Here is a 25,086-nt window from a genome sequence, read left to right as displayed (position 1 = left end):
AATCCGGAGATCTCTACATGCCCGCCTACACCCCACCTCTTCGCGACATGCAATTCGTCATGCACGAGGTGCTGAAAGTCACCGAGGAATTCAAGGCGATGCCCAAGCATGCGGAAGTCGATGCGGACACCATCAACGCAGTGCTCGAAGAAGGCGGCAAATTTGCGTCCGAAGTGACCTTCCCGCTCAACATCAGCGGCGACGAAGAGGGTTGTGTGCTCGACAAGACCACGCACGAAGTGAGGACGCCCAAGGGATTCAAGGACGCCTACGCGAAGTACGTCGAAGGCGGCTGGGCGGCACTGTCCTGCGATCCGGCCTACGGCGGCCAGGGCCTGCCTTTCGTGGTGAACCAGTGCATCTACGAAATGCTCAATTCGGCCAACCAGGCGTGGACGATGTACCCCGGCCTGTCGCACGGCGCTTACGAAGCCCTCGTGGCGCACGGCACTGAATCGCAGAAAAAGACCTACCTGCCCAAGCTCACGACCGGCGAATGGACCGGCACCATGTGCCTGACCGAACCGCATTGCGGCACCGACCTCGGCATGCTGCGCACCAAGGCCGAGCCGCAGGCCGATGGCACCTACAAGCTGACCGGCAACAAGATTTTCATCTCGGCCGGCGAACACGACATGGCCGAGAACATCATCCACCTCGTGCTTGCCCGCCTGCCGGACGCGCCCAAGGGCAGCAAGGGCATCAGCCTTTTCGTGGTGCCGAAGTTCAACGTGAACGCCGACGGCTCGCTCGGCAGCCGCAACGGTATCTACTGCGGCGGCCTCGAACACAAGATGGGCATCCACGGCAATGCGACGGCGCAGATGGTGCTCGAAGCCGCCAGCGGCACGCTCGTCGGCGAACCCAACAAAGGGTTGGCCGCGATGTTCGTGATGATGAACGCAGCGCGCCTGGGTGTGGGTAACCAGTCGCTCGGCCTGACCGAAGTGGCTTTCCAGAACGCGCTGGCTTATGCCAAGGACCGCATCCAGATGCGCTCGCTCTCAGGCGTCAAGGCCAAGGACAAGGAAGCCGATCCGATCATCGTGCATCCGGACGTGCGCAAGATGCTGATGACTGCCAAGGCCTATGCCGAAGGCGGCCGCGCGCTGGCCATCTACTGCACGTTGCTGCTCGACAAGGAGCACAACCATCCCGACGAGAAGGTGCGCAAGGACTCGGGCGAAATCGTCGCGTTGCTCACGCCCATCGTGAAGGCCTTCATCACCGACAACGGCCACATCTCCACCAACGCCTGCATGCAGGTCTTCGGCGGCCACGGCTTCATCAAGGAATGGGGCATGGAGCAGTTCGTGCGCGACAACCGCATCAACATGATCTATGAAGGCACCAACACCATCCAGTCGCTCGACTTGCTTGGCCGCAAGGTGCTGGGCAACAACGGCGCGACCTTGAAGAAGTTCGGCAAGCTCGTGGGCAAGCTGGTGGAAGAAGAGGGCGTCAATGAGAAGATGAGCGAGTTCATCACGCCGGTGGCCGTGCTGGGTGAGCAGCTCACCAAGTTCACGACCGAGATCGGCTTCAAGGGCTTCCAGAACCCGGACGAAGTCGGTGCGGCGGCTGTCGACTACCTGCGCGTTGCCGGCCACTTCGTCTTCGGCTACCTCTTCGCGCTGATGGCGCGCACGGCGCTGCGCGAGATCGCCGCCGGCAACACCGACCCGTTCTACCAGGCCAAGCTGCAGACGGCGCGCTTCTACTTCGCCAAGCTCTTCCCCGAGACAGCGTCCCTGATGCGTACCGCGCGCGCCGGCGCCGCATCGCTCATGAACACGGACGCCGCACTGGCTTGAACGCCATGAGATCCCTGCTCGCAGTGATTTTCCTCGTGGCCGGCAGTGCGTCGGCATTGGCGCAGGTCAGCCCGGTCGGGCTCTGGCGCAGCGTCGACGACAAGACCGGCGAGGCGAAGGCGGAAATCCGCATCAGCGAATCAGGCGGCGCACTGCAAGGCCGCATCGAAAAGACGCTTAGGAAGGATGCAAAGCCTGACGCCGTGTGCGAGGAGTGCACCGATGACCGCAAGGGCAAGCCGATTGCTGGTCTGGAGATCATCCGGGGCGGCAAGAAAGCCGAGGGCAAGGACGTGTGGGAAGGCGGAAAAATCCTCGACCCCGAAAACGGCAAGGAATACCGCGCGAGCTTCACGCCGATCGACGGCGGGAAGAAGCTGGAAGTGCGCGGCTACCTCGGACCGTTCTGGCGCACGCAAACCTGGAACCGCATGTGAGGAGCCCACCGCCGTTGCTTGCTCACTTCGTGTAGCCGCCTTCCCCCTCGAGGGGGCAACACCGGTGGCCCGGCGGAGCCGGTTCCACGGTGTTCCACCAACCAATCGATCCTTTTTTTAGGTCCAGCTATGTCCAGATTCCAAGTGAAAAAGGTCGCCGTGCTCGGCGCCGGTGTCATGGGGGCGCAGATCGCCGCCCACCTCGTCAACGTACGCGTGCCCGTCGTTCTGTTCGACCTGCCTGCCAAGGAAGGCCCGAAGAACGGCATCGTCTCTCGTGCGATCGACAACCTCAAGAAGCTCAAGCCTGCGCCGCTCGGCGACGTGGCCGATGCTGGCCTGATCGAGCAGGCCAACTACGAGGACGATCTTGCCAAGCTCGGCGAATGCGACCTGGTGATCGAAGCCATTGCCGAGCGCATGGACTGGAAGCTGGATCTCTACAAGAAGATCGCGCCGCACGTGGCAAAGCACGCCATCCTTGCTTCGAACACATCGGGCCTGTCGATCACGAAGCTCAGCGAAGCGCTGCCGGAAGCGCTCAAGCCGCATTTCTGCGGCATTCACTTCTTCAATCCGCCGCGCTACATGTTCCTGGTCGAGCTGATCAACACACCGACCACAGAGCCGAGGGTGCTCGATGAGCTCGAAGCCTTTGTCACCAGCACGCTCGGCAAGGGCGTGGTGCGCGCGCACGACACGCCCAACTTCATCGCCAATCGCGTCGGCATCGCCGGCATGTTGGCCACGCTGAAGGAAGTCGAGAAGTTCGGCCTCACGTCCGACGTGGTGGACGACCTCACCGGCAAGAAACTCGGCCGCGCCAGCTCGGGTACCTTCCGCACGGCGGACGTGGTGGGCCTCGACACGATGGCGCACGTGGTCAAGACGCTGCAAGACAACCTCGACGAAAAGAGCGATCCGTTCTATGGAAACTTCGCGACACCGCCGGTGCTTGCCAAGCTGCTCGAACTCGGCAATCTCGGCCAGAAGACCAAGGCCGGCTTCTTCAAGAAGGTCGGTCGCGACATCCTGCGCTTCGATCTTGCCAAGGGCGAATACGTGCCTTCGGGCGACAAGGCGGACGAAGTCTACGGACGCATGCTCAAAAAGCCCGCGCCCGAGCGACTGAAGCTCCTGCGCGAGAGCGAAGGCGCCCAGGGCCAGTTCCTGTGGGCGATTTTGCGCGACAGCTTTCACTATGTGGCGGTTCACCTCGCGACCATCGCCGAAAGCGCGCGCGACATCGACTTCGCGATGCGCTGGGGCTTCGGCATGAAGCAGGGGCCCTTCGAGCTCTGGCAGGAAGCGGGCTGGAAGCAGGTCGCCACTTGGATTCAGGAAGACATCGATGCAGGCAAGGCGCTGTCGACCGCGCCGCTGCCGAAGTGGGTCTTCGAAGGCCCGGTGGCCGAAGCCGGCGGCGTGCATACGCCCGAAGGCTCGTGGAGTGCCTCGCAGAGCCGCTTCGTCGCACCGCGCCGCTTGCCTGTGCACGCGCGGCAGCTGTTCCCCGAGAGCGTCCTCGGCGCGAATGCTCCGGACGCGAAGCAGGCCGGCACGACCATCCAGGACGAAGGCGACGTGCGCCTCTGGACGCTCGATGGCGAAGTGCTCATCGTCAGCATCCATTCGAAGATGCACGCCATCAGCCCGGACGTCGCCGAAGCTTTGGCCGCGGGCGTCGAGCTTGCCGAGAAGGAATACAAGGCGATGGTCATCTGGTCGCCCGACGAGGTCTTCTCTGTCGGCGCCGATCTGCAAGCCATGCTCCCCGCCTTTGTGGTCGCAGGCATCGGTGCGGTCGAATCGGCCGAGCAAGAACTCCAGAACGTCATGCTCAAGATTCGCTACGCCAGCGTGCCGGTGATCTCCGCCGTTCGCGGCATGGCACTGGGCGGCGGCTGCGAACTCGCGGTCCACTCGGCAAAGCGCGTCGCAGCGATGGAAAGCTACATCGGGCTCGTGGAAGTGGGTGTCGGCCTCATCCCGGGCGCGGGCGGTCTGACCTACATCGCACGCCGCGCCGCAGAAAACGCGGCAGCCTCGACCGGCACCGACTTGCTGCCCTTCCTGACGGAAGGCTTCACAGCAGCGGCCATGGCGAAGGTCGGCACGGGCGCGCTCGATTCGAAGAAGCTCGGCTATCTGCTGGACAGCGACATCATCGTGCCGAACAAGGATGAGCTGCTCTACGTCGCCTTGCAGCAGGCCAGGTCCATGGCCGACGCCGGATGGCGCCCGCCGCTGCGCCGCACCTTCAAGGTAGCGGGCCGCAGTGGAGCAGCCACCATCAAGGGCCAGTTGGTCAACATGCGCGACGGCGGGTTCATCAGCGCGCACGACTTCCACATCGCCAGCCTGATCGCCGAAGTGGTGACGGGCGGCGACGTCGACGCCGGCTCGCTCGTGACCGAGGAATACCTGATGACGCTCGAGCGCAAGGCTTTCTGCTCGCTCATCGTGCATCCCAAGACGCAAGAGCGAATCATGGGCATGCTCAGCACCGGCAAGCCCGTGCGGAACTAAGGACAGACATCATGAGCAAACAAATTCAAGACGCCTACATCGTCTCCGCCACCCGCACGCCAATCGGTAAATCGCATCGCGGGTACTTTCGCAACTACCGTCCCGATGACCTGCTCGCGACCACGCTGAAGGCAGCGCTCGCCGCCGTGCCGGGGCTCGATCCGAAGGCGATCGAGGACATCATCTGCGGTTGCGCGATTCCCGAGGCGCAGCAAGGCCTGAACGTGGCGCGCATCGGCGCGGTGCTCGCGGGCCTGCCCAACAGCATCGGCGGGATCACGGTCAACCGTTTCTGCGCATCCGGCCTCTCGGCCGTGCAGATGGCGGCGGATCGCATCCGCGTCGGCGAAGCGGAGCTGATGATCGCGGCCGGCGTCGAAAGCATGAGCATGGTGCCGATGATGGGCAACTCGCCCTCGCTGTCGCCGTCGATCTTCGAGCGCGACGGCGACGTGGGCATCGCCTACGGGATGGGCCTCACGGCTGAAAAGGTGGCGCAGCAATGGAAGGTCAGCCGCGAGGCGCAGGACGCCTTCGCGCTGCAATCGCACCAGCGCGCGTTGGCCGCGCAGAAGGCTGGCGATTTCAGCGCCGAGATCACCCCGATCGAAGTGACCGACCGCATGCCCAACCTCGAGACGGGCGAAGTCATCTCGAAGGCCCGCACGGTCAGCCTCGACGAAGGTCCGCGTCTCGACACGTCGATCGAAGGCCTTGCCAGGCTGCGAACCGTGTTTGCTGCACGCGGCACGGTGACGGCTGGCAACAGTTCGCAGACTTCCGATGGCGCCGGCGCGCTCATCCTGGCCAGCGAGAAGGCTTGCAAGCAGTTCGACCTGAAGCCGCTCGCCCGCTTCGTGAGCTTTGCGAGCAAGGGCGTGCCGCCGCACATCATGGGCATCGGCCCGATCGAGGCCATCCCTGCGGCATTGCGCTACGCCGGGCTGACGCAGGACGCCATCGACTGGATCGAACTCAATGAAGCCTTCGCGGCGCAGTCCATTGCCGTGATGAACACGCTGGGCCTCGACCCGGCCAAGGTCAACCCGATGGGCGGCGCCATTGCGCTCGGGCATCCGCTGGGCGCGACCGGCGCCATCCGCTCCGCGACCGTGGTGCACGCGCTGCAGCGCAACAAACTGAAGTACGGCATGGTCACGATGTGCGTGGGCATGGGGCAGGGCGCGGCAGGGATCTTCGAGCGCGTCTGATGCCTGAGGGTTTGTGAGCAGTAGCAGGCGTCTCCCACACGACTGCACGACTCGTCGACACGGAGGCAAACTCGCGCCATGAACACACATCCCCTCGACAAGGCCCTCGCGCTGACGCACAGCGACATCCGCGCGGGGCTCTTCACCGGCGCGACCAGCCAGGACTACTGGAACATGGTCGGGCCATTCGGCGGCACGACCGCAGCGGTGATGCTGCAGGCCGTGTTGCGGCATCCCGAGTTGCTCGGCGAGCCCGTCGCGCTGACGGTGAACTATGCCGCCGCGTCAGGTGCGGGCGAGTTCGAGGTGCTTGCCATTCCAGTGCGCACCAATCGCTCGACGCAGCACTGGACCGTCGAGATGACCCAGGCCGACGCGGACGGCAGGCGGCACGTCACGACGACAGGGACGGTGGTCACGGCAGTGCGCCGCGAGACTTGGGGTGCCAACGACTTGCCGATGCCCGACGTGCCTTCTCCGGAGGCGGTGCCGCGCCTCACCATCGGTCCAGCCAAGGTGGAATGGCTCCAGCGGTATGAGATGCGCCCCATCAAGGGCGTCATCCCCACGAAATGGGACGGTACCGGTGACCATAGTGAAACGCTGATGTGGCTGCGCGACGATGCACCGCGCCCGCTGGATTTCGCATCGCTCGCCGCATTGAGCGATACGTTCTATCCTCGAGTCTGGCTTCGGCGTGCCACGCCGGTGCCGATCGGCACGGTATCGATCACGACCTATTTCCACACCGATTCCGCGTTGCTCGACCAGGTCGGCAGCGGCTACCTGCTGGGGCGCGCCACCGGACAGCAGTTTCGCAATGGCTACTTCGATCAGGCCGCCCAACTCTGGAGCGAAACGGGCGCCTTGCTGGCTACCAGCAACCAGATCGTCTACTTCAAGGAGTGATCGAACATGACCGCGCGATCCGTCGACTTCTATTTCGACTTCGGCAGCCCGGCCTCTTACCTCGGGGCCACGCAGTTGCCGAAAATTTGCGCCGATGCAGGTGCGGAACTGGTCTGGAAGCCGATGCTGCTGGGTGGCGTGTTCCAGGCCACGGGCAATCATTCGCCGGCAACGATCCCGGCCAAGGCGCCCTACATCTTCACTGACTTTGCGCGCTTTGCGCGTCGCTACAAGGTGCCGATCAAGTTCAACCCTCACTTCCCCATCAACACGCTCGTGTTGATGCGGGGCGCCACGGGCATGCAGATGCATGAGCCGGAACGCTTCCAGGCCTATGTCGATGCGGTCTATCGCGCCATGTGGGTCGAGCCGCGCAACCTGAACGACGCTGCAATCGTCGGCGCCGTGTTGCAGGAGGCGGGCTTCGACGCTGCGAAACTGCTCGCGCTGACCAACGCGCAGGACGTGAAGGACCGTCTCAAGGCGGTCACCCAGGAGGCGGTGGAGCGCGGCGTGTTCGGCGCGCCCACCATGTTCGTCGGCGACCAGATGTTCTGGGGCCAGGACAGGCTCGATTTCGTGCGCGAGGCGCTCGCCGCCTGACCCATTTTTTTGCAAGGACCCATCATGAGCGACATCCTCGTCCACACCGAAGCCGGTGTGATGACACTCACTTTCAATCGCCTCGACAAGAAAAATTCGATCACCAGCGCGATGTATGGCGAACTCGCCGACGCGCTGGCCAAGGCCGAGCAGGACAGCGCGGTGCGCGCCGTGCTGATCCAGGGCGATGCCACCATCTTCAGTGCCGGCAACGACATCGGCGACTTTCTCAATGCGCCGCCTTCGACGCAGGACTCGCCGGTGTTCCGCTTCCTGCGCGGCATCGTGGCTTTCCCGAAGCCGATCGTGGCCGCCGTCTGCGGTCCGGCAGTGGGCATCGGTACGACGATGCTGTTCCATTGCGACCTCGTCTATGCCGGCGACAACGCGGCGTTCTCGATGCCGTTCGTCAACCTCGGCTTGTGCCCCGAAGCGGCATCGAGCTTGCTGGTGCCGCAGATGTTCGGATATCACCGCGCCGCCGAGGCATTGCTGCTGGGAGAGCCTTTCATGGCCGAAGCGGCGCTCGAGGTCGGCTTGGTCAACCGCGTCGTGCCGCCGACCGAAGCCAACAGCATTGCCCAGGCACAGGCGCGCAAACTGGCGGCGAAGCCTCTGAGCGCGTTGATCGAAACCAAGCGCCTGATGAAGAAGTCGCAGCAGGCCGTACTGCTGGAGCGCATCGGTGAGGAAGCCCAGAGCTTCGGCCGCATGCTGCGCGAACCCGCGGCGCGCGAGGCGTTCAGCGCCTTCATGGAAAAGCGCCGCCCTGATTTCAAGGACCTTTGATCAGTCCGTGGCGATAGGCCGTGGGCGGCCGTTGTCGTCGATGGCGACATAGGTAAAGGTGGCCTCGGTCACCTTGATGTATTCGCCCTGCGCCTTGAAGCGCTCGGCGAAGACTTCGACCGTCACTGTGACGGACGTGCGTCCGATGCGGTCCAGCTTCGAATAGAACGAGAGGATGTCGCCCAGCCGCACCGGCTGCTTGAAGACGAATTCATTGACGGCGACGGTCGCCATCCGGCCTTTGGCATAGCGGGCCGGGATGACCGAACCCGCCAGGTCGCACTGGGCCATGACCCAGCCGCCGAAGATGTCGCCGTTGGCGTTGCAGTCGGCTGGCATCGGGATGACCTTGAGCACGAGCTCCATGTCGGCCGGAAGGCTTTTGAGCTTGGCGGCCACATTGGCACTGGAAGAAGCGGACATGGGCACAATCTGGATCAAATAACAGCCACGATTGTCTCCCATGCGCCGCAGCGGCGAAGCCATTTCTTCACACCACCACGTCTCGGCCAGCCAGCCGGCCCGCAGCGATCGCTCTGACTGGGCGACCCTGCGAAGGCTCTTTCCTTACCTGTGGAATTACAAATGGCGGGTCATGGCGGCGCTTGCCTTCATGGTCGGTGCCAAGGTCGCCAATGTCGGCGTGCCGGTGCTGCTCAAGAACCTGGTCGACGCGATGTCGATCAAGCCCGGCAGCGCCGCTTCGATGCTGGTGGTGCCCATGGGGCTCCTCCTGGCGTATGGGCTGCTGCGGCTCTCGACGGCAGTCTTCAATGAACTGCGCGAGTTGGTCTTCGCCAAGGCCACCGAGGGCGCGGCGCGCAGCATTTCGCTCGAAGTCTTTCGCCATCTTCATGCGCTGAGCCTGCGCTTTCACCTGGAGCGCCAGACCGGCGGCATGACGCGCGACATCGAGCGAGGTACGCGCGGCGTGCATTCGCTGATCTCGATGTCGCTCTACAGCATCGTGCCGACCATCATCGAACTGACGCTCGTGCTGTCGGTGCTGGGCGTGAAGTTCGACTCCGGCTTCGTCTGGATCACGCTGGCCGCACTGGTGGTCTACATCGGCTTCACTGTCACGGTGACCGAGTGGCGGACCAAGTTCCGCAAGACGATGAACGAACTCGACTCGAAAGCGCAAAGCCATGCGGTCGATTCGCTGCTCAACTACGAGACCGTCAAGTACTTCAACAACGAAGACTTCGAAGCCGGACGCTACGACGAGAGTCTGGAGCGCTACCGCAAGGCGGCGGTCAAGAGCCAGACCACCCTGAGCATGCTCAATGCAGGGCAGCAGTGCCTGATTGCCGTCAGCCTCGTCGCGATGCTCTACCGTGCGACGCAGGGCGTGGTCGACGGACGCATGACGCTGGGCGACCTGGTGATGGTCAATGCCTTCATGATCCAGCTCTACATCCCGCTGAACTTCTTGGGCGTGATCTATCGCGAGATCAAGCAGAGCCTGACCGATCTCGACAAGATGTTCGTGCTGCTTGAAAAAGAGCGCGAAGTGCGCGATGCGCCCGGGGCGAAGCCGCTGGCGGGCCTCGATTCGACCGTGCGCTTCGAAAACGTGAGCTTTGCCTACGAGCCCGCGCGGCCGATCCTCAAGAACGTCAGCTTCGAAATTCCGGCGGGGCAGACCGTGGCGGTGGTCGGACCTTCGGGATCGGGCAAGTCGACGATGGCACGGCTGCTCTATCGCTTCTATGACGTGCAGCAGGGCCGCATCACGATAGGCGGAGAGGACATTCGCCAGGTGACCCAGGCGAGCGTTCGGCATTCGATCGGCATCGTCCCGCAGGACACGGTGCTCTTCAATGACACGGTCGAATACAACATCGCCTATGGCCGGCCGGGCGCCGGTCGCGAGGAGGTGGAAGAAGCCGCGCGCGCCGCACGGATCCACGACTTCATCGTGCACACGCCCAAGGGCTATGAAACGACCGTGGGCGAACGCGGGCTCAAGCTCTCGGGTGGCGAAAAGCAGCGCGTTGCGATCGCGCGCACGCTGCTGAAGAATCCGCCGATCGTGATCTTTGACGAGGCGACCTCCGCGCTGGATTCGGCCAACGAGCGGGCGATCCAGTCCGAACTCAAGAGCACCGCGCGCAACAAGACCACGCTCGTGATTGCGCACCGGCTTTCGACAGTGGTCGATGCGCATGAGATTCTCGTGCTCGAAAGCGGCGTGATCGTCGAGCGCGGCACGCATGCCGACTTGCTGGCAAAGCAGGGCAAGTACGCGCAGATGTGGAGATTGCAAAAAATCGAGGCGGCGGAGCCCGTGCTGTGATTTGTTTTCAGGAGTGATTTGAATGTCCGGGAAGATTCCTCTTTTGGTGCTCAACAGCCTTTCGAGTGCCCACCAAGCGCAGATTGGAGCCGTCTACGACCTGACCTACGCGCCCACTCCGGAGCAGCGCGCCGCGGCCATCGCATCGCACGGCAGCAAGTTCCGCGCATTGCTGACCATCGGCGTCATCGGCATCACGCCCGAGGAAATTGCGGCGATGCCGAAGCTCGAACTCGTCTGTTGCATGGGCGCGGGCTACGAAGGCGTCCCACTCGAAGTCACGCGCGCACGCGGTATCGCAACCGCCAACGGCGCCGGCACCAACGACGACTGTGTGGCGGACCACGCGTTCGGGCTGCTCATCGGCATCGTGCGCCGCATCCGCACCCTGGATCGGCTGTGCCGCGAAGGCGTCTGGCGCGAGGTGATTCCGCATCCACCCAATGTGTCGGGCAAGAAGCTGGGCATCCTCGGCCTCGGCACCATCGGCCAGAAGATCGCCAAGCGCGCCGCGGGCTTCGACATGGAGATCGGCTATCACAACCGCAAGCCGAGAGAAGGCGCGGACCACCGCTACTTCGATAGCCTTCAGGCTTTGGCCGAATGGGCGGACATGCTGGTGGTCGCCACCCCCGGCGGCCCGGGTACGCGGCATCTGGTCAATGACCGGATCCTCGATGCGATCGGCCCGCAAGGCTTCCTGGTGAACGTCTCGCGTGGGAGCGTGGTCGACACCGAAGCCCTAGCGGCGGCGCTGCGGGACAACCGCATAGCCGGCGCCGGTCTGGATGTCTATGAGAGCGAGCCGCAGCGCCCGGAACCGCTTGTCGGGCTCGAGAACGTCCTGCTGACGCCGCACATGGCCGGCTGGTCGCCGGAGGCGACGCAAGCATCGGTCAACCGCTTCATGGAAAACGCCGAAGGGCACTTCGCCGGGCGGGGCGTCGTTTCGCCGATCTAAGTCGGCAGCTCGTCCAGGGCGGAGGGCCGGATGGCGCCCCAGCCGCATGCCTTGTCATAGGCGTCGCCCAGCCGCAGCACCGCGAGGTCGCGGTGGATCGGCCCGGCAATCTGCAGGCCCATCGGCAGACCGCCTTCGCCAAAACCTGCGCGGACATTGAGCGTGGGCAGCCCGGCGAGCGTGAAAGGCGTGACGATTTCCATCCAGCGGTGGTAGGTATCGCTCTGCACGTTGCCGACCTGGGCGGGCCACGCAAGCTTGGCGTCAAAGGGAAAGACCTGTGCTGTCGGTGCCACCACGAAATCGAAACTCTCGAAGGCGCGGACGAACGCGCGGTAGACGTTCGATCGATACAACGACGCCTGGTACAGCGCCGCAGCATCGAGCTGAAAGCTCTGCTCGACTTCCCATTGCGCTTCGGGCTTGAGCTTTTCGCGCAACGCCGGGTCGGCGAACGCCGCGCCCAGCTTGCCGCCCACCAGCAACTGGCGAAGGCGCAGCCATGCGGTCCAGTTCTGGTCGCGCGCCACATCCAGTTGGTGCGGCTCGACGGTGCAGCCAAGGTCATGGAAGGTCTGCAGCGCATGCTCGCAGAGTTCGCGTACGCCGGGAGCGAGTGGCAGATCGGGCCAGACGCTGCCTAGCCAGCCGATGCGAAGACCCTTCACTTCTCCTTCGAGCTGCAGAGTGTCTGGTGAAGGGAGCTTGTCTTGCAATGACAGCGGAACGCGATTATCAAAGCCCGCCTGCACGGCGAGAAGGCGCGCGGCGTCTTCCACAGTGCGCGCCATTGGCCCTTCGCAGCCGAGTTGCTGCATGAACAGTTCGTCGTCGGGCGACCCCGGCACACGCCCGCGGGAGGGCCGGAAGCCGATCACATTGTTAAAGGCCGCTGGGTTGCGAAGAGAGCCGCCCATGTCGCTGCCATCAGCCACCGGCAGCATGCCCAGCGCCAGCGCCACGGCCGCGCCGCCGCTGCTGCCGCCGGCGGACAGCGTGGGTTGATAGGCGTTGAGCGTTGTTCCGAAAACTGTGTTGTAGGTGTGCGAGCCCAACCCGAATTCCGGCGTGTTCGTCTTGGCGATCACGATGGCGCCGGCGCTGCGGGCGCGTGCCACGTGCAGGCTGTCCACTCGCGATGGCGAACGCGGCGCCAACGGCGAGCCCATGGAGGTCGGCAGCCCCGCTGCGTGGCTCAGGTCCTTCACGGCGAGCGGAAATCCGTGCATCCAGCCGAGCCGTTCGCCGCGCGCGAGTTGGGCATCCCGCTCGTTCGCTTCGGCAAGCAACTGCTCCGGATCGCGCAGCGAAACGATGGCGTTGAAGCGCGGATTCAAAGCGTCGATTCGCGCCAGGGAGGCCGCCATCAACTCGCGGCACGACACCTCTCGCGCTGCTATCCGACGCGAGAGACTCGTCGCATCGACTTCGAGGATCTCGTTGGGTTTCATGGCAAGCGTGATAGGAGTGGAGCGCCGAAGTATGTCGCAGCGCTCGCATAATGGAATCATGGAAACCAAGTGGCTTGAAGACTTCGTCAGCCTGGCCGAGACGCGCAGTTTCAGCCGCTCGGCGCAGTTGCGCCACGTGACACAGCCTGCCTTTTCCCGCCGCATCCAGGCGCTGGAAGGTTGGGCCGGCACCGACCTCGTCGATCGGAGTTCCTATCCGACGCGCCTGACGCCCGCAGGGCAGACGCTGTACGGACAAGCCATCGAGATGCTGCAGGCTTTGCAGAGCACGCGCGCCATGTTGCGAGGCCATTCGGCGGCGGGCCAGGATGTGATCGAGTTCGCCGTTCCGCACACGTTGGCCTTCACTTTTTTTCCGTCCTGGGTCACGAGCCTGCGCGAACAGTTCGGGCCGATGAAGAGCCGGCTGATCGCTCTGAATGTGCACGACGCCGTTCTGCGGCTGGTGGAGGGCAGCTGCGATCTGCTGATCGCCTATCACCATCCCTCGCAACCCCTGCCGCTCGATGCCACGCGCTATGAAATGGTGAGCCTTGGTGAGGAGGTGGTCGCGCCATGGGTCAAGCCGGACGCTGACGGCGCACCGCGTTTTCGCCTGCCGGGGCGTGCCGGGCAGCCGCTGCCGTATCTCGGCTATGCGCCGGGTGCGTACCTGGGCCGCGTGGTCGACCAGTTGCTCAAGGAATCCGGCACGGCCATTCATCTCGATCGGGTGTACGAAACCGACATGGCCGAAGGGCTCAAGGTCATGGCGCTGGAAGGTCACGGCATTGCCTTCCTGCCGCAGAGTGCGGTCCGGAAAGAAGCCCGTGCCCGCACGTTGGTGAGTGCGCTGCCGCCTGAAATCGATCGGCTCGAAGCCACCATGGAGATCCGTGCCTATCGCGAGCGCCCCGCCGCACCTGCCAAGGCCGTCGGCCGCAACGGCAAGAATGACGCGCCTTCGCCGCAGGCCAAGGGCACGGTCGAAGCGCTCTGGGCTTACCTGGTCGGTACGCAGCCGCGTTGAGACCTGCCCCAGGGGCCCGTCGGTTGTGCACGGCTGTGCGTTGTTGTGCGCTGCACAAATCTATAAGCCCGAGGCATGTCGGCAGCCGCATACGGCATTGGCGCGAGATATCCGGCTCCATTACAGTCCCGGCGCAGAACTGGGCACAAAGGCTGCTTAAGCAAGAGTGCCGATGCGCGACGCGTTGGGCGCACCAACGCGGCACTCCTGCACGCTGGAAGCGTTCGACGCCGGTGCGTCGCGCACCGGGTTGGTCCCGGTATCCCGCAGAATGTGAATGTCTAGAATCCCGACCTACCTTTAAGCACTCAGGAGTATTTCTATGAAGAAGCAGGTATTGGCATTGGCCGCATTGGCGCTCGCCATGAGCGGAGCGTTCGCACAGGCCAATGACACCCTCGCGAAGATCAAGTCGACCGGCACTGTCACCATGGGCGTGCGCGACTCGTCCGGTGCGCTGGCCTACACGATCGGCGACGGCAAGTTCGTCGGCTTCCACACCGAGATGTCCGAACGCATCCTGGCCGACATCCAGAAGCAGTTGGGCCTGCCCAAGCTGGACATCAAGCGCCAACTGGTCACTTCGCAGAACCGCATCCCCCTGGTGCAGAACGGCACGGTCGATCTCGAATGCGGCTCGACCACCAACAACGCGACCCGCCAGAAGGACGTGGCTTTCGCCGTGACCACCTACGTCGAGGAAGTGCGGATCGCCGTCAAGGCCAACTCCGGCATCAACTCGATCAAGGACCTGAACGGCAAGAACGTGGCCACCACCACCGGCACAACGTCGGTGCAGACGCTGCGCAAGAACGAACGCGCACAGGGCATCGACTTCAAGGAAGTGATGGGCAAGGACCACGCGGACAGCTTCCTGCTGCTCGAATCCGGCCGCGCCGACGCCTTCGTGATGGATGGCCAGATCCTCGCCGGCAACATTTCCAAGTCGAAGAACCCAGCCGATTTCAAGATCGTTGGCGAAGCGCTGTCGGTCGAGCCGATCGCGTGCATGGTCCGCAAGGATGATCCGGCCTTCCTGAAGGCGGTCGACGACAGCATCAAGCGCCAGATCGCCGACGGCTCGCTGGCCAAGCTGTACGACAAGTGGTTCATGCAGCCGATCCCGCCGACCAACACCAAGGTCGGCCTCCCGATGTCGGAAGCGACCAAGAACGCTTGGGCGAACCCGAACAACAAGCCGATGGAAGCGTACGTCGCCAAGTGATCGGCATGCACTGACATCAGACGCCCGCCCCTTGCGGCGGGCGTTTGTTTTCAAGAATCAAATTGGCAATAAAGGCCTGAGGAGGTCCGATGGGAAATTGGGATTGGCAAGTATTCCTGGAAGACCCGGGCGGCAAGATTCCGACGTATTGGCAATGGCTGGTCTCCGCCTGGGGCTGGACGGTCGCAGTGTCGCTTTGCTCCTTGGTCGTGGCCTTGGTGATCGGCTCCATCGTGGGCGTGATTCGCACGCTGCCGAACAGCCCTTGGCTGGTCCGCATCGGCAACGCCTGGGTCGAACTGTTTCGCAATATTCCACTGCTGGTGCAGATCTTTCTCTGGTACCACGTGGTGCCGAAGATCTTTCCGGTCTTTGCGGGCGTACCGCCATTTCTGCTGGTGGTCTTCGCGCTTGGCTTCTTCACGTCGTCGCGCATCGCCGAGCAGTTGCGCTCGGGCATCCAGGCGCTGCCGAAGGGGCAGCGCTACGCGGGCATGGCGATGGGCTTTACCACGCCGCAGTACTACCGCTACGTGATTCTGCCGATGGCATATCGCATCATCATTCCGCCGCTCACCAGCGAATCGATGAACATCTTCAAGAATTCGTCGGTCGCTTTCGCGGTGTCGATTCCCGAGATGATCCAGTTTGCGATGCAGGCCGGCGAAGAGACTTCGCGCGTGTCCGAGATGTACCTGGCGGTGACGGTGCTCTACATCATCTCGGCAATGATCATCAACCGGATCATGGCCTGGGTCGAGAAGAGGGTCCGCGTGCCTGGCTTCGTGGTGGCCGGCGGAACGGGAGGCCACTGAGATGAATCTCGATCTTTCATTCTTTACGTGGGCCACCGTCAGCAGCTATTTGCTCAAGGGCTTCTACTTCAGCGTGTTCCTGACGGTCGTTTCGACTGCCGGGGGCATCGTCTTCGGCACCTTGCTGGCGCTGATGCGGCTTTCGGGCAAGAAATGGCTGGACGTCCCCGCAGCCATCTACGTCAACGGCATGCGCAGCATTCCGCTGGTGATGATGATCCTGTGGTTCTTCCTGCTGGTGCCGAACATGATCGGACGACCGGTCGGTGCCGAATATTCGGCCATCATCACGTTCATTGCGTTCGAGGCTGCTTACTTCAGCGAAATCATGCGCGCCGGCATACAGTCGATTCCGCGCGGCCAAGTCTTCGCAGGCCAGGCCGTGGGCATGACCTACAGCCAGAACATGAAGCTGGTGATCCTGCCGCAGGCCTTCCGCAACATGCTGCCGGTGCTGCTGACGCAAACGATCATCCTGTTCCAGGACACCTCGCTCGTCTATGCCATCGGCGCCTACGATCTGTTCAAGGGCTTCGACACCGTCGCGAAGAATTTCGGGCGGCCCGTGGAGTCTTATCTGTTGGCCGCGGTCGTCTATTTCGTGCTCTGCTATTCGCTCTCGCGTCTGGTCAAGATGCTCCACAAGAAGATCGCCATCATCCGCTGAAGGAGAAAAAAGATGCCCGACAAAATGATTGAAATCAAGAACGTCTCTAAGTGGTATGGGCCCGTGCAGGTGCTCAACGACTGCTCCGTGAGCATCGCCAAGGGCGACGTGGTGGTGGTGTGCGGCCCTTCGGGCTCCGGCAAGTCCACGCTGATCAAAACCGTGAATGCGCTGGAGCCTTTCCAGAAGGGCGAGATCACGGTCAATGGCATTCCGCTTCATGACCCCAAGACCAATCTTCCGCAACTGCGCTCGAAGGTCGGCATGGTGTTCCAGCACTTCGAACTCTTTCCCCACCTTTCGGTGACCGAGAACCTGACGATCGCGCAGATCAAGGTGCTCGGCCGAAGCGCCGACGAAGCAAAGACCCGCGGCCTCAAGATGCTGGACCGCGTGGGCCTGATGGCGCACAAGGACAAATTTCCGGGTCAGCTTTCCGGCGGTCAGCAGCAGCGCGTGGCGATCGCCCGCGCGCTGAGCATGGATCCGATCGTGATGCTGTTCGACGAGCCGACCTCCGCGCTCGACCCGGAGATGGTGGGCGAGGTGCTCGACGTCATGGTCGCGCTCGCCAAGGAAGGCATGACCATGATGGTGGTCACGCACGAAATGGGATTCGCCCGCAAGGTTGCGAGCCGCGTGATCTTCATCGACGTGGGTGGCAGGATCCTTGAGGACTGCTCGAAGGACGAGTTCTTCGGGCATCCGGAAAACAGGCAGTCGCGAACGAAGGACTTCTTGAACAAGATCCTGGCGCATTGAGCTCGCCCCCAGGCTGCGCGCACTTCGTGTCGCTTCGCCTACCCCCTACCGGGGGCGCCGCTGGCGGCCCGGCGGAGCCGGTTCCGCGGCGGCTCTGGGATGGGGCTGTGCCTCCAGAGGGGGCGGAGCGCTTGAGATTTCAGGTCCAATGGCGGAATGGAAAATTTGCGCGATGCGGACCGCCGGCTGGACGAGTTGGAGATCAAGGCCAGCTTTACTGAGGATTTGCTGGATCAGCTGAATCTGACTATTTATCGGCAACAGCAACAGATCGATGCGCTATTGCTGCAGGTGGCGCAGCTTCGGCAACAGATTCCGGAGGGGAGCGCAGGGGGTGGATCGCGCAACCTGCGGGACGAGTTACCGCCGCACTACTGAAGGGTGGTGTCGCGCGCGCTGAGCACTGCGGCCGCGGCTTCTGCGAAGCCGGCGCCTCGCTCGTGAGTTGCGACGTAGCGGGGGAGATGCGGCAATGCGGCCTCGAAGCGTCGGACGTTGGCGACGCCGATGCTGTGTTCAAAGTGTTGGAACATGAGTGCGTCGTTGGTTGAGTCGCCGACATAGGCCCAGCGAGACATCTCCAGGTCCAGGCTGCGGTTCCAGAGTTCGCGCACGATCCAGCGGGCGCCGGCCAGTTTGTTGTGGTCGCCATACCAGCCGTTGACGTGAATGCTGCTCACCGTCGCGTGCATGCCCTCGCTTTGCATCAGTGCGACGACCGAGGCAATTTGCGAATCGCTGAGACTTGTGAATTCGCTGTGGTCTATGGCAATGTCGCATTCGCGTCCGGCGGAGTCCGTGGCTCGTTGCGCGCCCGGAATTTCACGCTCGATGCGCGCCAGCACGTCCTGCATGCGCTTGAAGTTGCGCTCGCGCGTGGCCGCGTCTTGCTGGTAGCGCTTTTCAAGTTCGCCAGTGGCAGACGGCACGAGAGCGACCGCGCCGTTCTCAGCAACGATCGCATCGATGGGCCATGCAGTGGCGAAAGGCTCACTCCAGCCGACGGGGCGGCCCGTCACCGCCACCACATGCAATCCTGCGGCCTTCAGTGCGGCCATGGACCGCAAGGCGTCTTGCGTGATCGCGCCTTCCGTTGTCAGCGTGTCGTCGATGTCAGTGAACACGCCAACCAACTGTCGCCGCGGTTGCCGGGGCCATTGATTCAGTGGCTGCATCCGCTGCTGGGCAGCATCCAATGTGGGCGTGCGCATCAGCCCGCCGTCTGCAGCGCGAGGCCGGCATGCTCCCGCAAGGGGTGGAAATGAATTTTCGGAAAGCGTTCCTGCGCGAGCCGAACGTCATAAGGCGAAGTGCACAGGAAGGCGAGCGTGTCGGCCGCGTCGCGCGCCATGCGTGCCGGATAGGCATCGACGAAGGTGCGCAGTTCGGCAGGCGTATCGGCGGTGATCCATCGCGCGCCGGTGTACTGGCAGCCTTCGAGGCGAATGTCGGCGTCGTACTCGGTCTTCAGGCGGTGCTGCACGACCTCGAACTGCAGTTGGCCGACCGCACCGAGCAGCATCGGGCCGCCGATTTCTGGCCGGAACACCTGGATCGCGCCTTCCTCGCCTAACTGCGCCAGGCCTTGCTGCAGTTGCTTGGTGCGAAGCGGGTTCTTCAGGATCACGGTCATGAACAACTCGGGCGCGAAGAAGGGCAGGCCGGTGAACTGCAGCGAAGCGCCATCAGTGATGGTGTCGCCCAACTGCACGCCGCCATGGGTCGTGAAACCGACGATGTCGCCTGCATAGGCTTCTTCGACGGCCTCGCGCCGCTGGCTCATGAAGGTCACCACGCTGGTCGGCCGCAGTTCCTTGGCGGTGCGCTGCACCTTGAGCTTCATGCCCGGCGTGTATCGGCCGGAAGCCATGCGCACGAAAGCGATGCGATCGCGGTGGTTGGCATCCATGTTGGCCTGGACCTTGAAGACCACGCCGGCGAAATCCTTGTCGTCCGGCAGGATCTCTTTCGTGACCGGTTGGCGGTTGACCATCGTCGTGCTGATGCGCGGTTGCGGCGGCGGCGCGAGGTCGACCAAGGCGTCGAGCACTTCCATCACGCCGAAGTTGTTGACCCCGGAGCCGAAGAACACAGGCGTCTGCTTGCCGGCGAGGAAGGCCTCGCGGTCCCAGGCGGGCGACGCGCCAGTGGCGAGTTCCATGCTTTCCATGGCGGTGTCGAATTCATGGCCGAAGCGCTTCTGCAGCGCCTCGCGGTCGGTCAATGGAATGGTTTCGAAATCCTGGGGAAGGCGCTCACTGCCGGATTCGAAAACGGTCATTGCGTGCGTTCGCAGGTTGACGATGCCGCCGAAGGACTTGCCCTGGCCGACTGGCCACGTCATCGGCACGCAAGGCATGCCCAGTTCGCGTTCGATCTCGTCGAGCAGCTCGAGCGGCTCGCGCACCTCTCGGTCCATCTTGTTGACGAACGTGATGATGGGCGTGTCGCGCTGGCGGCACACTTCGATCAGGCGGCGCGTCTGCGCTTCGACGCCGTTGGCAGCGTCGATCACCATGAGCGCGGAGTCGACCGCGGTAAGCACGCGGTAGGTGTCTTCGGAAAAGTCCTTGTGCCCGGGCGTGTCGAGCAAGTTGATGACGTGCTCGCGATACGCCATCTGCATCACAGAAGAAGCGACCGAGATGCCGCGTTGCTTCTCGATCTCCATCCAGTCGGAGGTGGCATGCCGGGTCGCCTTCCGCGCCTTGACCGAACCGGCGATCTGGATCGCGCCGGAGAACAGCAGCAGCTTTTCGGTCAGCGTGGTCTTGCCGGCATCGGGGTGGGAGATGATCGCAAAAGTGCGGCGGCGGCGGGTTTCGGAGGCGAATGTCATGGAGTGAACGCGATGCGCGCTCACGGGCGCGGGCGGCAGAAGGCAAAGCCCGCAATTTTACCGAGCGGCCCGCCTGCGCGCCGCTCGGTCTTGCATTTACATCGGTGGCGTAAAGCCGTTTCGGCCTACCAACAGGCTCGAGGCGGTCGGTTGTCCGTCCTTGAGCTGGGCGGTAACGACGACCTTCGCGCCCTGGACCAGCAATGCCGACTGATCATCCTGGGCGGGCTTGAACGTGACGATCGGCGTGCCGGGTGGGACGATCACGGTCTTTTCGCCCTCCGGGTATTTGAGGCTCAGCTTGAGTCCGCCGCGGCCTGACGAGGGTGCCGCGCCCAGCGACGAAACAGTGGCGTTGGTCATGGTGCCATTGGGCATGTAGTCCCAGGGACGGAAGCCTTCGCCGGTCCCGCGCATGGATTCGGGGAACACCAGGACTTCAATGGCCCGCTGGGTGCCATCGGGTTGCGGCAGCGAACCCGCTCCGACAAAGCTGTTGGCCTTGATCGCGGCCGGGGTCAAGGGGAGCACTTCCAGGACCCGCAGGTTGGCAGGGCGCACCATGGTGACCACTTCGCCGCTGCGGTCCTTGACGGTCAGCGACTTTGCATCGACATGCACGATGACGCCTCGTACGCGAACTGCCTGATTGGCTGAAGGCGCCGACGTCTGCGCCGAGGAGGCCGCCGGCAGCGCGCCAATGGCGGCAGAGGCGGCAATCACGAACGAAGTGGCAAGAGCTCGAGCTTTGGACATGTTGTAGACGCCTGTCGGCGACGTTGATGGTTGCAGGGGCGTGTTGGAGGTATTGGAGTCTAGGACGGATCAAAAAAGGCTGTTGGCGAGGTTTTGCGAGCAAGCGCTAAAATCCGCCGTTCCGAGGAGCGTTGCAGCGCCGCCAGGCGTGAGGCTCGGACCACCATCGCAACCACGCTCACCCGCTGTCTCGCGGTGAGTCCTTTTCCCCGAACGCAGTGGCATCTTTCAAACTCGCTTTGGAGCCAACATGAGCGCCGTTCTCAAGACCCCGTCTTCCTCCGACCAGGCCATTGCCGACATTTCCCTCGCCGCCTGGGGCCGCAAGGAAATCCGCATCGCCGAAACCGAAATGCCCGGCCTGATGGCCATCCGCGAAGAGTTCGCCAAGAGCCAACCGCTGAAGGGCGCCCGCATCACCGGATCGCTGCACATGACGATCCAGACGGCCGTGCTGATCGAGACCCTGCAGGCGTTGGGTGCCAACGTGCGCTGGGCTTCGTGCAACATTTTCTCGACGCAGGACCACGCCGCCGCCGCCATTGCCGCTGCTGGCACGCCCGTGTTTGCGATCAAGGGCGAATCGCTCGAAGACTACTGGGACTACACCCATCGCATTTTCGACTTCGGCCCCAAGGGTTCGGCCGGCGAAGGCCCCAACATGATCCTGGACGACGGCGGCGACGCAACGCTGCTGATGCATCTCGGCCAACGCGCCGAGAAGGACCAGAGCGTCCTGGCCAACCCGACCAGCGACGAAGAGCGCATTCTCTATGCGGCCATCAAGGCGAAGCTGGCGGTGGATGCCACCTGGTACACCCGCAAGTCGGCTGAAATCATCGGCGTGACCGAGGAAACCACCACCGGCGTTCATCGCCTGAACGAGATGAGCGCCAAGGGCACGCTGCTGTTCCGCGCGATCAACGTCAACGATTCGGTCACCAAGAGCAAGTTCGACAATCTCTACGGTTGCCGTGAATCGCTGGTGGACGGTATCAAGCGCGCCACCGACGTGATGATCGCAGGCAAGGTGGCGTGCGTGGCCGGCTACGGCGACGTGGGCAAGGGTTCGGCCCAGGCACTGCGCGCATTGAGCGCCCAGGTGTGGGTCACCGAAATCGACCCCATCAATGCACTGCAGGCCGCCATGGAAGGGTACAAAGTCGTCACCATGGAATACGCCGCTGACAAGGCCGACATTTTCGTGACCACCACGGGCAACCGCGACGTGATCCGCCACGAGCACATGCAGGCGATGAAGGATCAGGCGATCGTCTGCAACATTGGGCACTTCGACAACGAGATCGAAGTGGCGTCGCTGGACAAGTACGAGTGGGAAGAAATCAAGCCGCAGGTCGACCACATCACCTTCCCTGATGGCAAGAAGATCATCCTGCTGGCCAAGGGCCGACTGGTGAACCTGGGCTGCGGCACGGGTCACCCGAGCTTCGTGATGTCTTCGTCTTTCGCGAACCAGACCATCGCGCAGATCGAACTCTTCACCAAGCCGGACGCCTACAAGGCAGGCAAGGTTTATGTGCTGCCCAAGCACCTCGACGAAAAGGTCGCACGCCTTCACCTGAAGAAGGTCGGCGCCATGCTGACCGAGTTGACCGACGCTCAGGCCGCCTACATCGGCGTCGACAAGAACGGCCCTTACAAGCCGGACACCTACCGCTATTGAGCGGGCACGGACGTAGCGGTTTGCGCGCGGATCAGTTGCTCGTCGAACGCGGACTTGCCGCGTCGCGCTCGCAAGCAGTTCGGCTCATCGCGGGCGGGTTGCGGTGGCGCGACGGCACGACCTGGCGCGTGGTCGGCAAGAACCGGGACGAAATCCCCGATACGGCGGAGCTTGAACTGCTCGATCCGGCCGAGGCACGCTACGTTTCCCGAGGCGGGCTCAAGCTCGAAGGAGCGCTGGTCTCGACGGGGATCCAGCCTCGCGGCAAGCGCTGTCTCGATGTCGGGCAATCGACCGGTGGCTTTACGGACTGCCTGTTGCAGCAAGGCGCCGAACACGTGGTCGGAGTCGACGTAGGACACGGTCAGCTTCATCCACGCATTCGTGAGGATGCGCGTGTGACTGCAGTCGAAGGCGTCAACGCTCGCGCGCTTTGTGCCGAAGACTGGGAATCGCCTGAATCAGCTGAATCGTCCGAAGATTCGGCGTTCGACCTGATCGTGGGCGATTTGTCTTTCATTTCGCTCACTCTCGTACTGCCTGCTTTGACGCCATTGCTCAAGGCCGATGGCGACTTGCTGATGTTGGCAAAGCCACAGTTCGAGCTGCAGCCCGGCCAGGTTGGCAAGGGCGGGATCGTGCGCGATCCCTTGCTGTACGGCGTTGTCGAGCAGCGGCTTCGCGATGCTTGCGCAGCGCTCGGCCTGCGAGTGGAGCGCTGGCTCGACAGCCCAATTGCGGGTGGCGACGGCAATCGCGAATTTTTCATCCATGCCGTTCATGCGAATGGCAAACAGGGAGCCGGCCGTGCGCCTTCCGCTGAGTTTTGAATTCTTTCCACCCAAGACGCCCGAAGGCGCGATCAAGCTGAGAGCCGTTCGGCAGCAGCTCTATGCGCGCGAGCCCCAGTTCTGCTCGGTCACCTACGGTGCGGGTGGGTCCACGCACGAGGGCACGTTCGGCACGGTTCGCGAGATCCTGGGCGAAGGCGTCGACGCCGCTTGCCATTTCTCGTGCATCGGGGCGACGAAGTCGACCATTCGCACGCAACTGGCGGAACTGAAGGCGATGGGCGTCAAGCGCCTCGTCGCTCTGAGGGGCGACCTGCCCAGTGGCTACGGCATCGGCGGCGAGTTTCTCTACGCGAGTGATCTCGTCGCCTTCATTCGTGCCGAGACCGGCCGCGATTTCCACATCGAAGTGGCTTGCTATCCCGAAGTGCATCCGCAGGCCCGTTCGCCCGAGGCGGATCTGCAGGCTTTTGCGGCCAAGGTGCATGCTGGTGCGGATTCAGCCATCACGCAGTATTTCTTCAGCGCCGACGCTTACTGGCGCTTCGTCGACGATGCACGTGCCATGGGCCTGGACACGCCGATCGTGCCGGGCATCATGCCGATCACGAGTTCGACGCAACTGATGCGTTTCTCGGACGCTTGCGGCGCCGAAATCCCACGCTGGGTCCGCCTTCGGCTGCAAAGCTACGGCGACGACCTCGCGTCGATCAAATCTTTTGGCCTGGACGTGGTTGCGGCCTTGTGCGAGCGCCTGCGCGTAGGTGGCGCTCCCGCGCTGCACTTCTACACAATGAATCAGTCGGTCGCGACGCTGGGCGTTCTGCAGCGTCTCGGTTGGAGCGAATGAGGGCCAGCGTCCGCTTTGCAAGACAAGCGGCGGCGGTGATCGCGGCAGTGTTGCTTGCAGCCTGCTCGACCCAGAGCGCCGCGCCAGACGTCGATGGCGCCCCGAGCAAGCTACGGCCGCTGGCGAAGCAGCCCGCGCTGCCGGCTGGCGCACCACCTCGGTCGCAGGTGCCGTCCGTGCGCTACGACCTGGCAGTGTCCGGCGCGGGCGAACTGGCACCGGACGATGGCATTCCGGGCGACCGCGAGATCTTCGAGCGAGGCGGGGCATCGTGGTACGGCATTCAGTTTCATCAACGCAAGACTGCGAACGGCGAGCGCTTCGACATGACCGCAATGACGGCAGCGCACAAGACCTTGCCGTTCAATACGCGCGTGTGCGTCCGCAGTCTTGTGAATGGGCGCGAGGTGCTGGTCCGAATCAACGATCGGGGCCCGTATGCGTCCGGACGAATCATCGACCTGAGCCGCGCCGCAGCCGAGTCGATTGGCTTGCTGGGGCTTGGAATCAAGCAGGTCGCCCTGTCGATCATGGACAAGGAAACCGGCAGCTGCGGCGGCGCGGCAGTCGGCGCCAGCGACCCGCCGCCAAGTACATCGGAGAACGCGGCACCCAGGGCAACACGTAAGGTCGCCCCGCGCAAGCGGCGCTAAAGGCGGAAGGG

At 63.4% G+C, this 25,086-nt stretch carries 24 protein-coding genes and 1 riboswitch; of the genes, 19 read left to right on the top strand and 5 right to left on the bottom strand.

Annotation, left to right across the window (positions count from 1 at the left end):
• Positions 1-17 precede the first annotated feature (17 nt).
• The 7 genes from AC1DMA_RS10065 to AC1DMA_RS10035 all read left to right on the top strand — a co-directional run bounded on the left by AC1DMA_RS10065 (position 18) and on the right by AC1DMA_RS10035 (position 8,292).
• The gene (locus AC1DMA_RS10065; RefSeq protein ID WP_478124916.1) at positions 18-1,814 is read left to right on the top strand and encodes an acyl-CoA dehydrogenase C-terminal domain-containing protein; all 1,797 of its coding nucleotides are present in this window, start codon (positions 18-20) and stop codon (positions 1,812-1,814) included.
• A 5-nt stretch (positions 1,815-1,819) separates the two neighbouring features.
• A complete protein-coding gene (locus AC1DMA_RS10060) occupies positions 1,820-2,251 on the top strand; it encodes a DUF2147 domain-containing protein (protein ID WP_478124915.1) in 432 nt (143 codons plus the stop codon).
• A 129-nt stretch (positions 2,252-2,380) separates the two neighbouring features.
• Complete coding sequence (locus AC1DMA_RS10055; RefSeq protein WP_478144085.1) at positions 2,381-4,780, top strand: 3-hydroxyacyl-CoA dehydrogenase/enoyl-CoA hydratase family protein; 2,400 nt, start codon at positions 2,381-2,383, stop codon at positions 4,778-4,780.
• 11 nt (positions 4,781-4,791) lie between these two features.
• The gene (locus tag AC1DMA_RS10050) at positions 4,792-5,991 is read left to right on the top strand and encodes an acetyl-CoA C-acyltransferase (RefSeq protein ID WP_478144084.1); all 1,200 of its coding nucleotides are present in this window, start codon (positions 4,792-4,794) and stop codon (positions 5,989-5,991) included.
• A gap of 78 nt (positions 5,992-6,069) precedes the next feature.
• Positions 6,070-6,900: an acyl-CoA thioesterase gene (locus tag AC1DMA_RS10045; RefSeq protein ID WP_478144083.1), complete on the top strand. Its 831-nt coding sequence runs from the start codon at positions 6,070-6,072 to the stop codon at positions 6,898-6,900.
• Positions 6,901-6,906: 6 nt separating this feature from the next.
• Positions 6,907-7,503, top strand: a complete 597-nt coding sequence (locus tag AC1DMA_RS10040; protein WP_478124911.1) for a DsbA family protein — start codon at positions 6,907-6,909, stop codon at positions 7,501-7,503.
• A 24-nt stretch (positions 7,504-7,527) separates the two neighbouring features.
• Positions 7,528-8,292: an enoyl-CoA hydratase gene (locus tag AC1DMA_RS10035; RefSeq protein ID WP_478144082.1), complete on the top strand. Its 765-nt coding sequence runs from the start codon at positions 7,528-7,530 to the stop codon at positions 8,290-8,292.
• On the opposite strand, the gene AC1DMA_RS10030 is transcribed toward AC1DMA_RS10035, so the two are convergent.
• Positions 8,293-8,715: an acyl-CoA thioesterase gene (locus AC1DMA_RS10030; protein WP_478124909.1), complete on the bottom strand. Its 423-nt coding sequence runs from the start codon at positions 8,713-8,715 to the stop codon at positions 8,293-8,295.
• 40 nt (positions 8,716-8,755) lie between these two features.
• Between AC1DMA_RS10030 and AC1DMA_RS10025 the strand changes: the two genes are divergently transcribed.
• Both AC1DMA_RS10025 and AC1DMA_RS10020 read left to right on the top strand, forming a co-directional pair.
• Positions 8,756-10,591 carry an ABCB family ABC transporter ATP-binding protein/permease gene (locus AC1DMA_RS10025; RefSeq protein ID WP_478144081.1) on the top strand — a complete coding sequence of 612 codons (1,836 nt, stop codon included), beginning with the start codon at positions 8,756-8,758 and terminating at the stop codon, positions 10,589-10,591.
• 22 nt (positions 10,592-10,613) lie between these two features.
• The gene (locus tag AC1DMA_RS10020; protein WP_478124907.1) at positions 10,614-11,552 is read left to right on the top strand and encodes a 2-hydroxyacid dehydrogenase; all 939 of its coding nucleotides are present in this window, start codon (positions 10,614-10,616) and stop codon (positions 11,550-11,552) included.
• Here the strand turns inward: AC1DMA_RS10020 and AC1DMA_RS10015 are convergent.
• A complete protein-coding gene (locus AC1DMA_RS10015; RefSeq protein WP_478124906.1) occupies positions 11,549-13,003 on the bottom strand; it encodes an amidase in 1,455 nt (484 codons plus the stop codon). The two genes, AC1DMA_RS10020 and AC1DMA_RS10015, sit on opposite strands and share 4 nt — an antisense overlap.
• A 58-nt stretch (positions 13,004-13,061) precedes the next feature.
• Here AC1DMA_RS10015 and AC1DMA_RS10010 point away from each other — a divergent pair, with 58 nt between their 5' ends.
• The 6 genes from AC1DMA_RS10010 to AC1DMA_RS09985 all read left to right on the top strand — a co-directional run bounded on the left by AC1DMA_RS10010 (position 13,062) and on the right by AC1DMA_RS09985 (position 17,880).
• On the top strand, positions 13,062-14,033 hold the full coding sequence (locus AC1DMA_RS10010; protein ID WP_478124905.1) for a LysR substrate-binding domain-containing protein: 972 nt from the start codon (positions 13,062-13,064) through the stop codon (positions 14,031-14,033).
• 322 nt (positions 14,034-14,355) lie between these two features.
• Entirely contained in the window at positions 14,356-15,258 is a 903-nt protein-coding gene (locus AC1DMA_RS10005; RefSeq protein WP_478124904.1) for an amino acid ABC transporter substrate-binding protein, read from the top strand.
• A gap of 89 nt (positions 15,259-15,347) precedes the next feature.
• Positions 15,348-16,073, top strand: a complete 726-nt coding sequence (locus AC1DMA_RS10000) for an amino acid ABC transporter permease (RefSeq protein WP_478124903.1) — start codon at positions 15,348-15,350, stop codon at positions 16,071-16,073.
• A 1-nt stretch (position 16,074) separates the two neighbouring features.
• Positions 16,075-16,740 (top strand): amino acid ABC transporter permease, encoded by a 666-nt coding sequence (locus tag AC1DMA_RS09995; protein WP_478124902.1) that lies wholly within the window; start codon positions 16,075-16,077, stop codon positions 16,738-16,740.
• 24 nt (positions 16,741-16,764) lie between these two features.
• Positions 16,765-17,502, top strand: a complete 738-nt coding sequence (locus tag AC1DMA_RS09990; protein WP_478125278.1) for an amino acid ABC transporter ATP-binding protein — start codon at positions 16,765-16,767, stop codon at positions 17,500-17,502.
• Positions 17,503-17,658: 156 nt separating this feature from the next.
• Positions 17,659-17,880 carry a SlyX family protein gene (locus AC1DMA_RS09985; RefSeq protein WP_478124901.1) on the top strand — a complete coding sequence of 74 codons (222 nt, stop codon included), beginning with the start codon at positions 17,659-17,661 and terminating at the stop codon, positions 17,878-17,880.
• Here AC1DMA_RS09985 and AC1DMA_RS09980 read toward each other — a convergent pair.
• The 3 genes from AC1DMA_RS09980 to AC1DMA_RS09970 all read right to left on the bottom strand — a co-directional run bounded on the left by AC1DMA_RS09980 (position 17,874) and on the right by AC1DMA_RS09970 (position 21,097).
• The gene (locus AC1DMA_RS09980; RefSeq protein ID WP_478124900.1) at positions 17,874-18,713 is read right to left on the bottom strand and encodes an HAD-IIB family hydrolase; all 840 of its coding nucleotides are present in this window, start codon (positions 18,711-18,713) and stop codon (positions 17,874-17,876) included. The genes AC1DMA_RS09985 and AC1DMA_RS09980 overlap by 7 nt on opposite strands.
• A complete protein-coding gene (locus tag AC1DMA_RS09975; protein ID WP_478124899.1) occupies positions 18,713-20,341 on the bottom strand; it encodes a peptide chain release factor 3 in 1,629 nt (542 codons plus the stop codon). Before AC1DMA_RS09975 ends, AC1DMA_RS09980 begins: the two co-directional genes overlap by 1 nt.
• A 96-nt stretch (positions 20,342-20,437) precedes the next feature.
• Entirely contained in the window at positions 20,438-21,097 is a 660-nt protein-coding gene (locus AC1DMA_RS09970; RefSeq protein ID WP_478144080.1) for a hypothetical protein, read from the bottom strand.
• A gap of 117 nt (positions 21,098-21,214) precedes the next feature.
• Positions 21,215-21,284, top strand: a riboswitch (S-adenosyl-L-homocysteine riboswitch).
• A 63-nt stretch (positions 21,285-21,347) separates the two neighbouring features.
• On the opposite strand from AC1DMA_RS09970, the gene ahcY reads away from it, so the two are divergent.
• Genes ahcY through AC1DMA_RS09950 form a run of 4 tightly spaced genes read left to right on the top strand, consistent with a single transcriptional unit; the run spans position 21,348 to position 25,075 of the window.
• Positions 21,348-22,781, top strand: a complete 1,434-nt coding sequence (gene ahcY / locus AC1DMA_RS09965; RefSeq protein WP_478144079.1) for an adenosylhomocysteinase — start codon at positions 21,348-21,350, stop codon at positions 22,779-22,781.
• Between the two features lie 20 nt (positions 22,782-22,801).
• On the top strand, positions 22,802-23,611 hold the full coding sequence (locus AC1DMA_RS09960; RefSeq protein ID WP_478124896.1) for a TlyA family RNA methyltransferase: 810 nt from the start codon (positions 22,802-22,804) through the stop codon (positions 23,609-23,611).
• A complete protein-coding gene (gene metF, locus AC1DMA_RS09955) occupies positions 23,589-24,422 on the top strand; it encodes a methylenetetrahydrofolate reductase [NAD(P)H] (protein WP_478124895.1) in 834 nt (277 codons plus the stop codon). Before AC1DMA_RS09960 ends, metF begins: the two co-directional genes overlap by 23 nt.
• A complete protein-coding gene (locus AC1DMA_RS09950) occupies positions 24,419-25,075 on the top strand; it encodes a septal ring lytic transglycosylase RlpA family protein (protein WP_478124894.1) in 657 nt (218 codons plus the stop codon). The genes metF and AC1DMA_RS09950 overlap by 4 nt, the downstream gene beginning before the upstream one ends.
• Positions 25,076-25,086: the final 11 nt, after the last annotated feature.

The organism is Variovorax sp. 05N34 (genome assembly GCF_056397405.1).
The sequence above is the reverse complement of the archived record's forward strand: the minus strand, read 5'-3'. Positions and strand labels throughout refer to the sequence as shown.

Coding starts and splice junctions, on each gene's coding strand:
- AC1DMA_RS10065 (WP_478124916.1), top strand. CDS start 18: ATGCCCGCCTACACCCCACCTCTTCGCGACATGCAATTCGTCATGCAC.
- AC1DMA_RS10060 (WP_478124915.1), top strand. CDS start 1,820: ATGAGATCCCTGCTCGCAGTGATTTTCCTCGTGGCCGGCAGTGCGTCG.
- AC1DMA_RS10055 (WP_478144085.1), top strand. CDS start 2,381: ATGTCCAGATTCCAAGTGAAAAAGGTCGCCGTGCTCGGCGCCGGTGTC.
- AC1DMA_RS10050 (WP_478144084.1), top strand. CDS start 4,792: ATGAGCAAACAAATTCAAGACGCCTACATCGTCTCCGCCACCCGCACG.
- AC1DMA_RS10045 (WP_478144083.1), top strand. CDS start 6,070: ATGAACACACATCCCCTCGACAAGGCCCTCGCGCTGACGCACAGCGAC.
- AC1DMA_RS10040 (WP_478124911.1), top strand. CDS start 6,907: ATGACCGCGCGATCCGTCGACTTCTATTTCGACTTCGGCAGCCCGGCC.
- AC1DMA_RS10035 (WP_478144082.1), top strand. CDS start 7,528: ATGAGCGACATCCTCGTCCACACCGAAGCCGGTGTGATGACACTCACT.
- AC1DMA_RS10030 (WP_478124909.1), bottom strand. CDS start 8,715: ATGTCCGCTTCTTCCAGTGCCAATGTGGCCGCCAAGCTCAAAAGCCTT.
- AC1DMA_RS10025 (WP_478144081.1), top strand. CDS start 8,756: ATGCGCCGCAGCGGCGAAGCCATTTCTTCACACCACCACGTCTCGGCC.
- AC1DMA_RS10020 (WP_478124907.1), top strand. CDS start 10,614: ATGTCCGGGAAGATTCCTCTTTTGGTGCTCAACAGCCTTTCGAGTGCC.
- AC1DMA_RS10015 (WP_478124906.1), bottom strand. CDS start 13,003: ATGAAACCCAACGAGATCCTCGAAGTCGATGCGACGAGTCTCTCGCGT.
- AC1DMA_RS10010 (WP_478124905.1), top strand. CDS start 13,062: ATGGAAACCAAGTGGCTTGAAGACTTCGTCAGCCTGGCCGAGACGCGC.
- AC1DMA_RS10005 (WP_478124904.1), top strand. CDS start 14,356: ATGAAGAAGCAGGTATTGGCATTGGCCGCATTGGCGCTCGCCATGAGC.
- AC1DMA_RS10000 (WP_478124903.1), top strand. CDS start 15,348: ATGGGAAATTGGGATTGGCAAGTATTCCTGGAAGACCCGGGCGGCAAG.
- AC1DMA_RS09995 (WP_478124902.1), top strand. CDS start 16,075: ATGAATCTCGATCTTTCATTCTTTACGTGGGCCACCGTCAGCAGCTAT.
- AC1DMA_RS09990 (WP_478125278.1), top strand. CDS start 16,765: ATGATTGAAATCAAGAACGTCTCTAAGTGGTATGGGCCCGTGCAGGTG.
- AC1DMA_RS09985 (WP_478124901.1), top strand. CDS start 17,659: ATGGAAAATTTGCGCGATGCGGACCGCCGGCTGGACGAGTTGGAGATC.
- AC1DMA_RS09980 (WP_478124900.1), bottom strand. CDS start 18,713: ATGCGCACGCCCACATTGGATGCTGCCCAGCAGCGGATGCAGCCACTG.
- AC1DMA_RS09975 (WP_478124899.1), bottom strand. CDS start 20,341: ATGACATTCGCCTCCGAAACCCGCCGCCGCCGCACTTTTGCGATCATC.
- AC1DMA_RS09970 (WP_478144080.1), bottom strand. CDS start 21,097: ATGTCCAAAGCTCGAGCTCTTGCCACTTCGTTCGTGATTGCCGCCTCT.
- ahcY (WP_478144079.1), top strand. CDS start 21,348: ATGAGCGCCGTTCTCAAGACCCCGTCTTCCTCCGACCAGGCCATTGCC.
- AC1DMA_RS09950 (WP_478124894.1), top strand. CDS start 24,419: ATGAGGGCCAGCGTCCGCTTTGCAAGACAAGCGGCGGCGGTGATCGCG.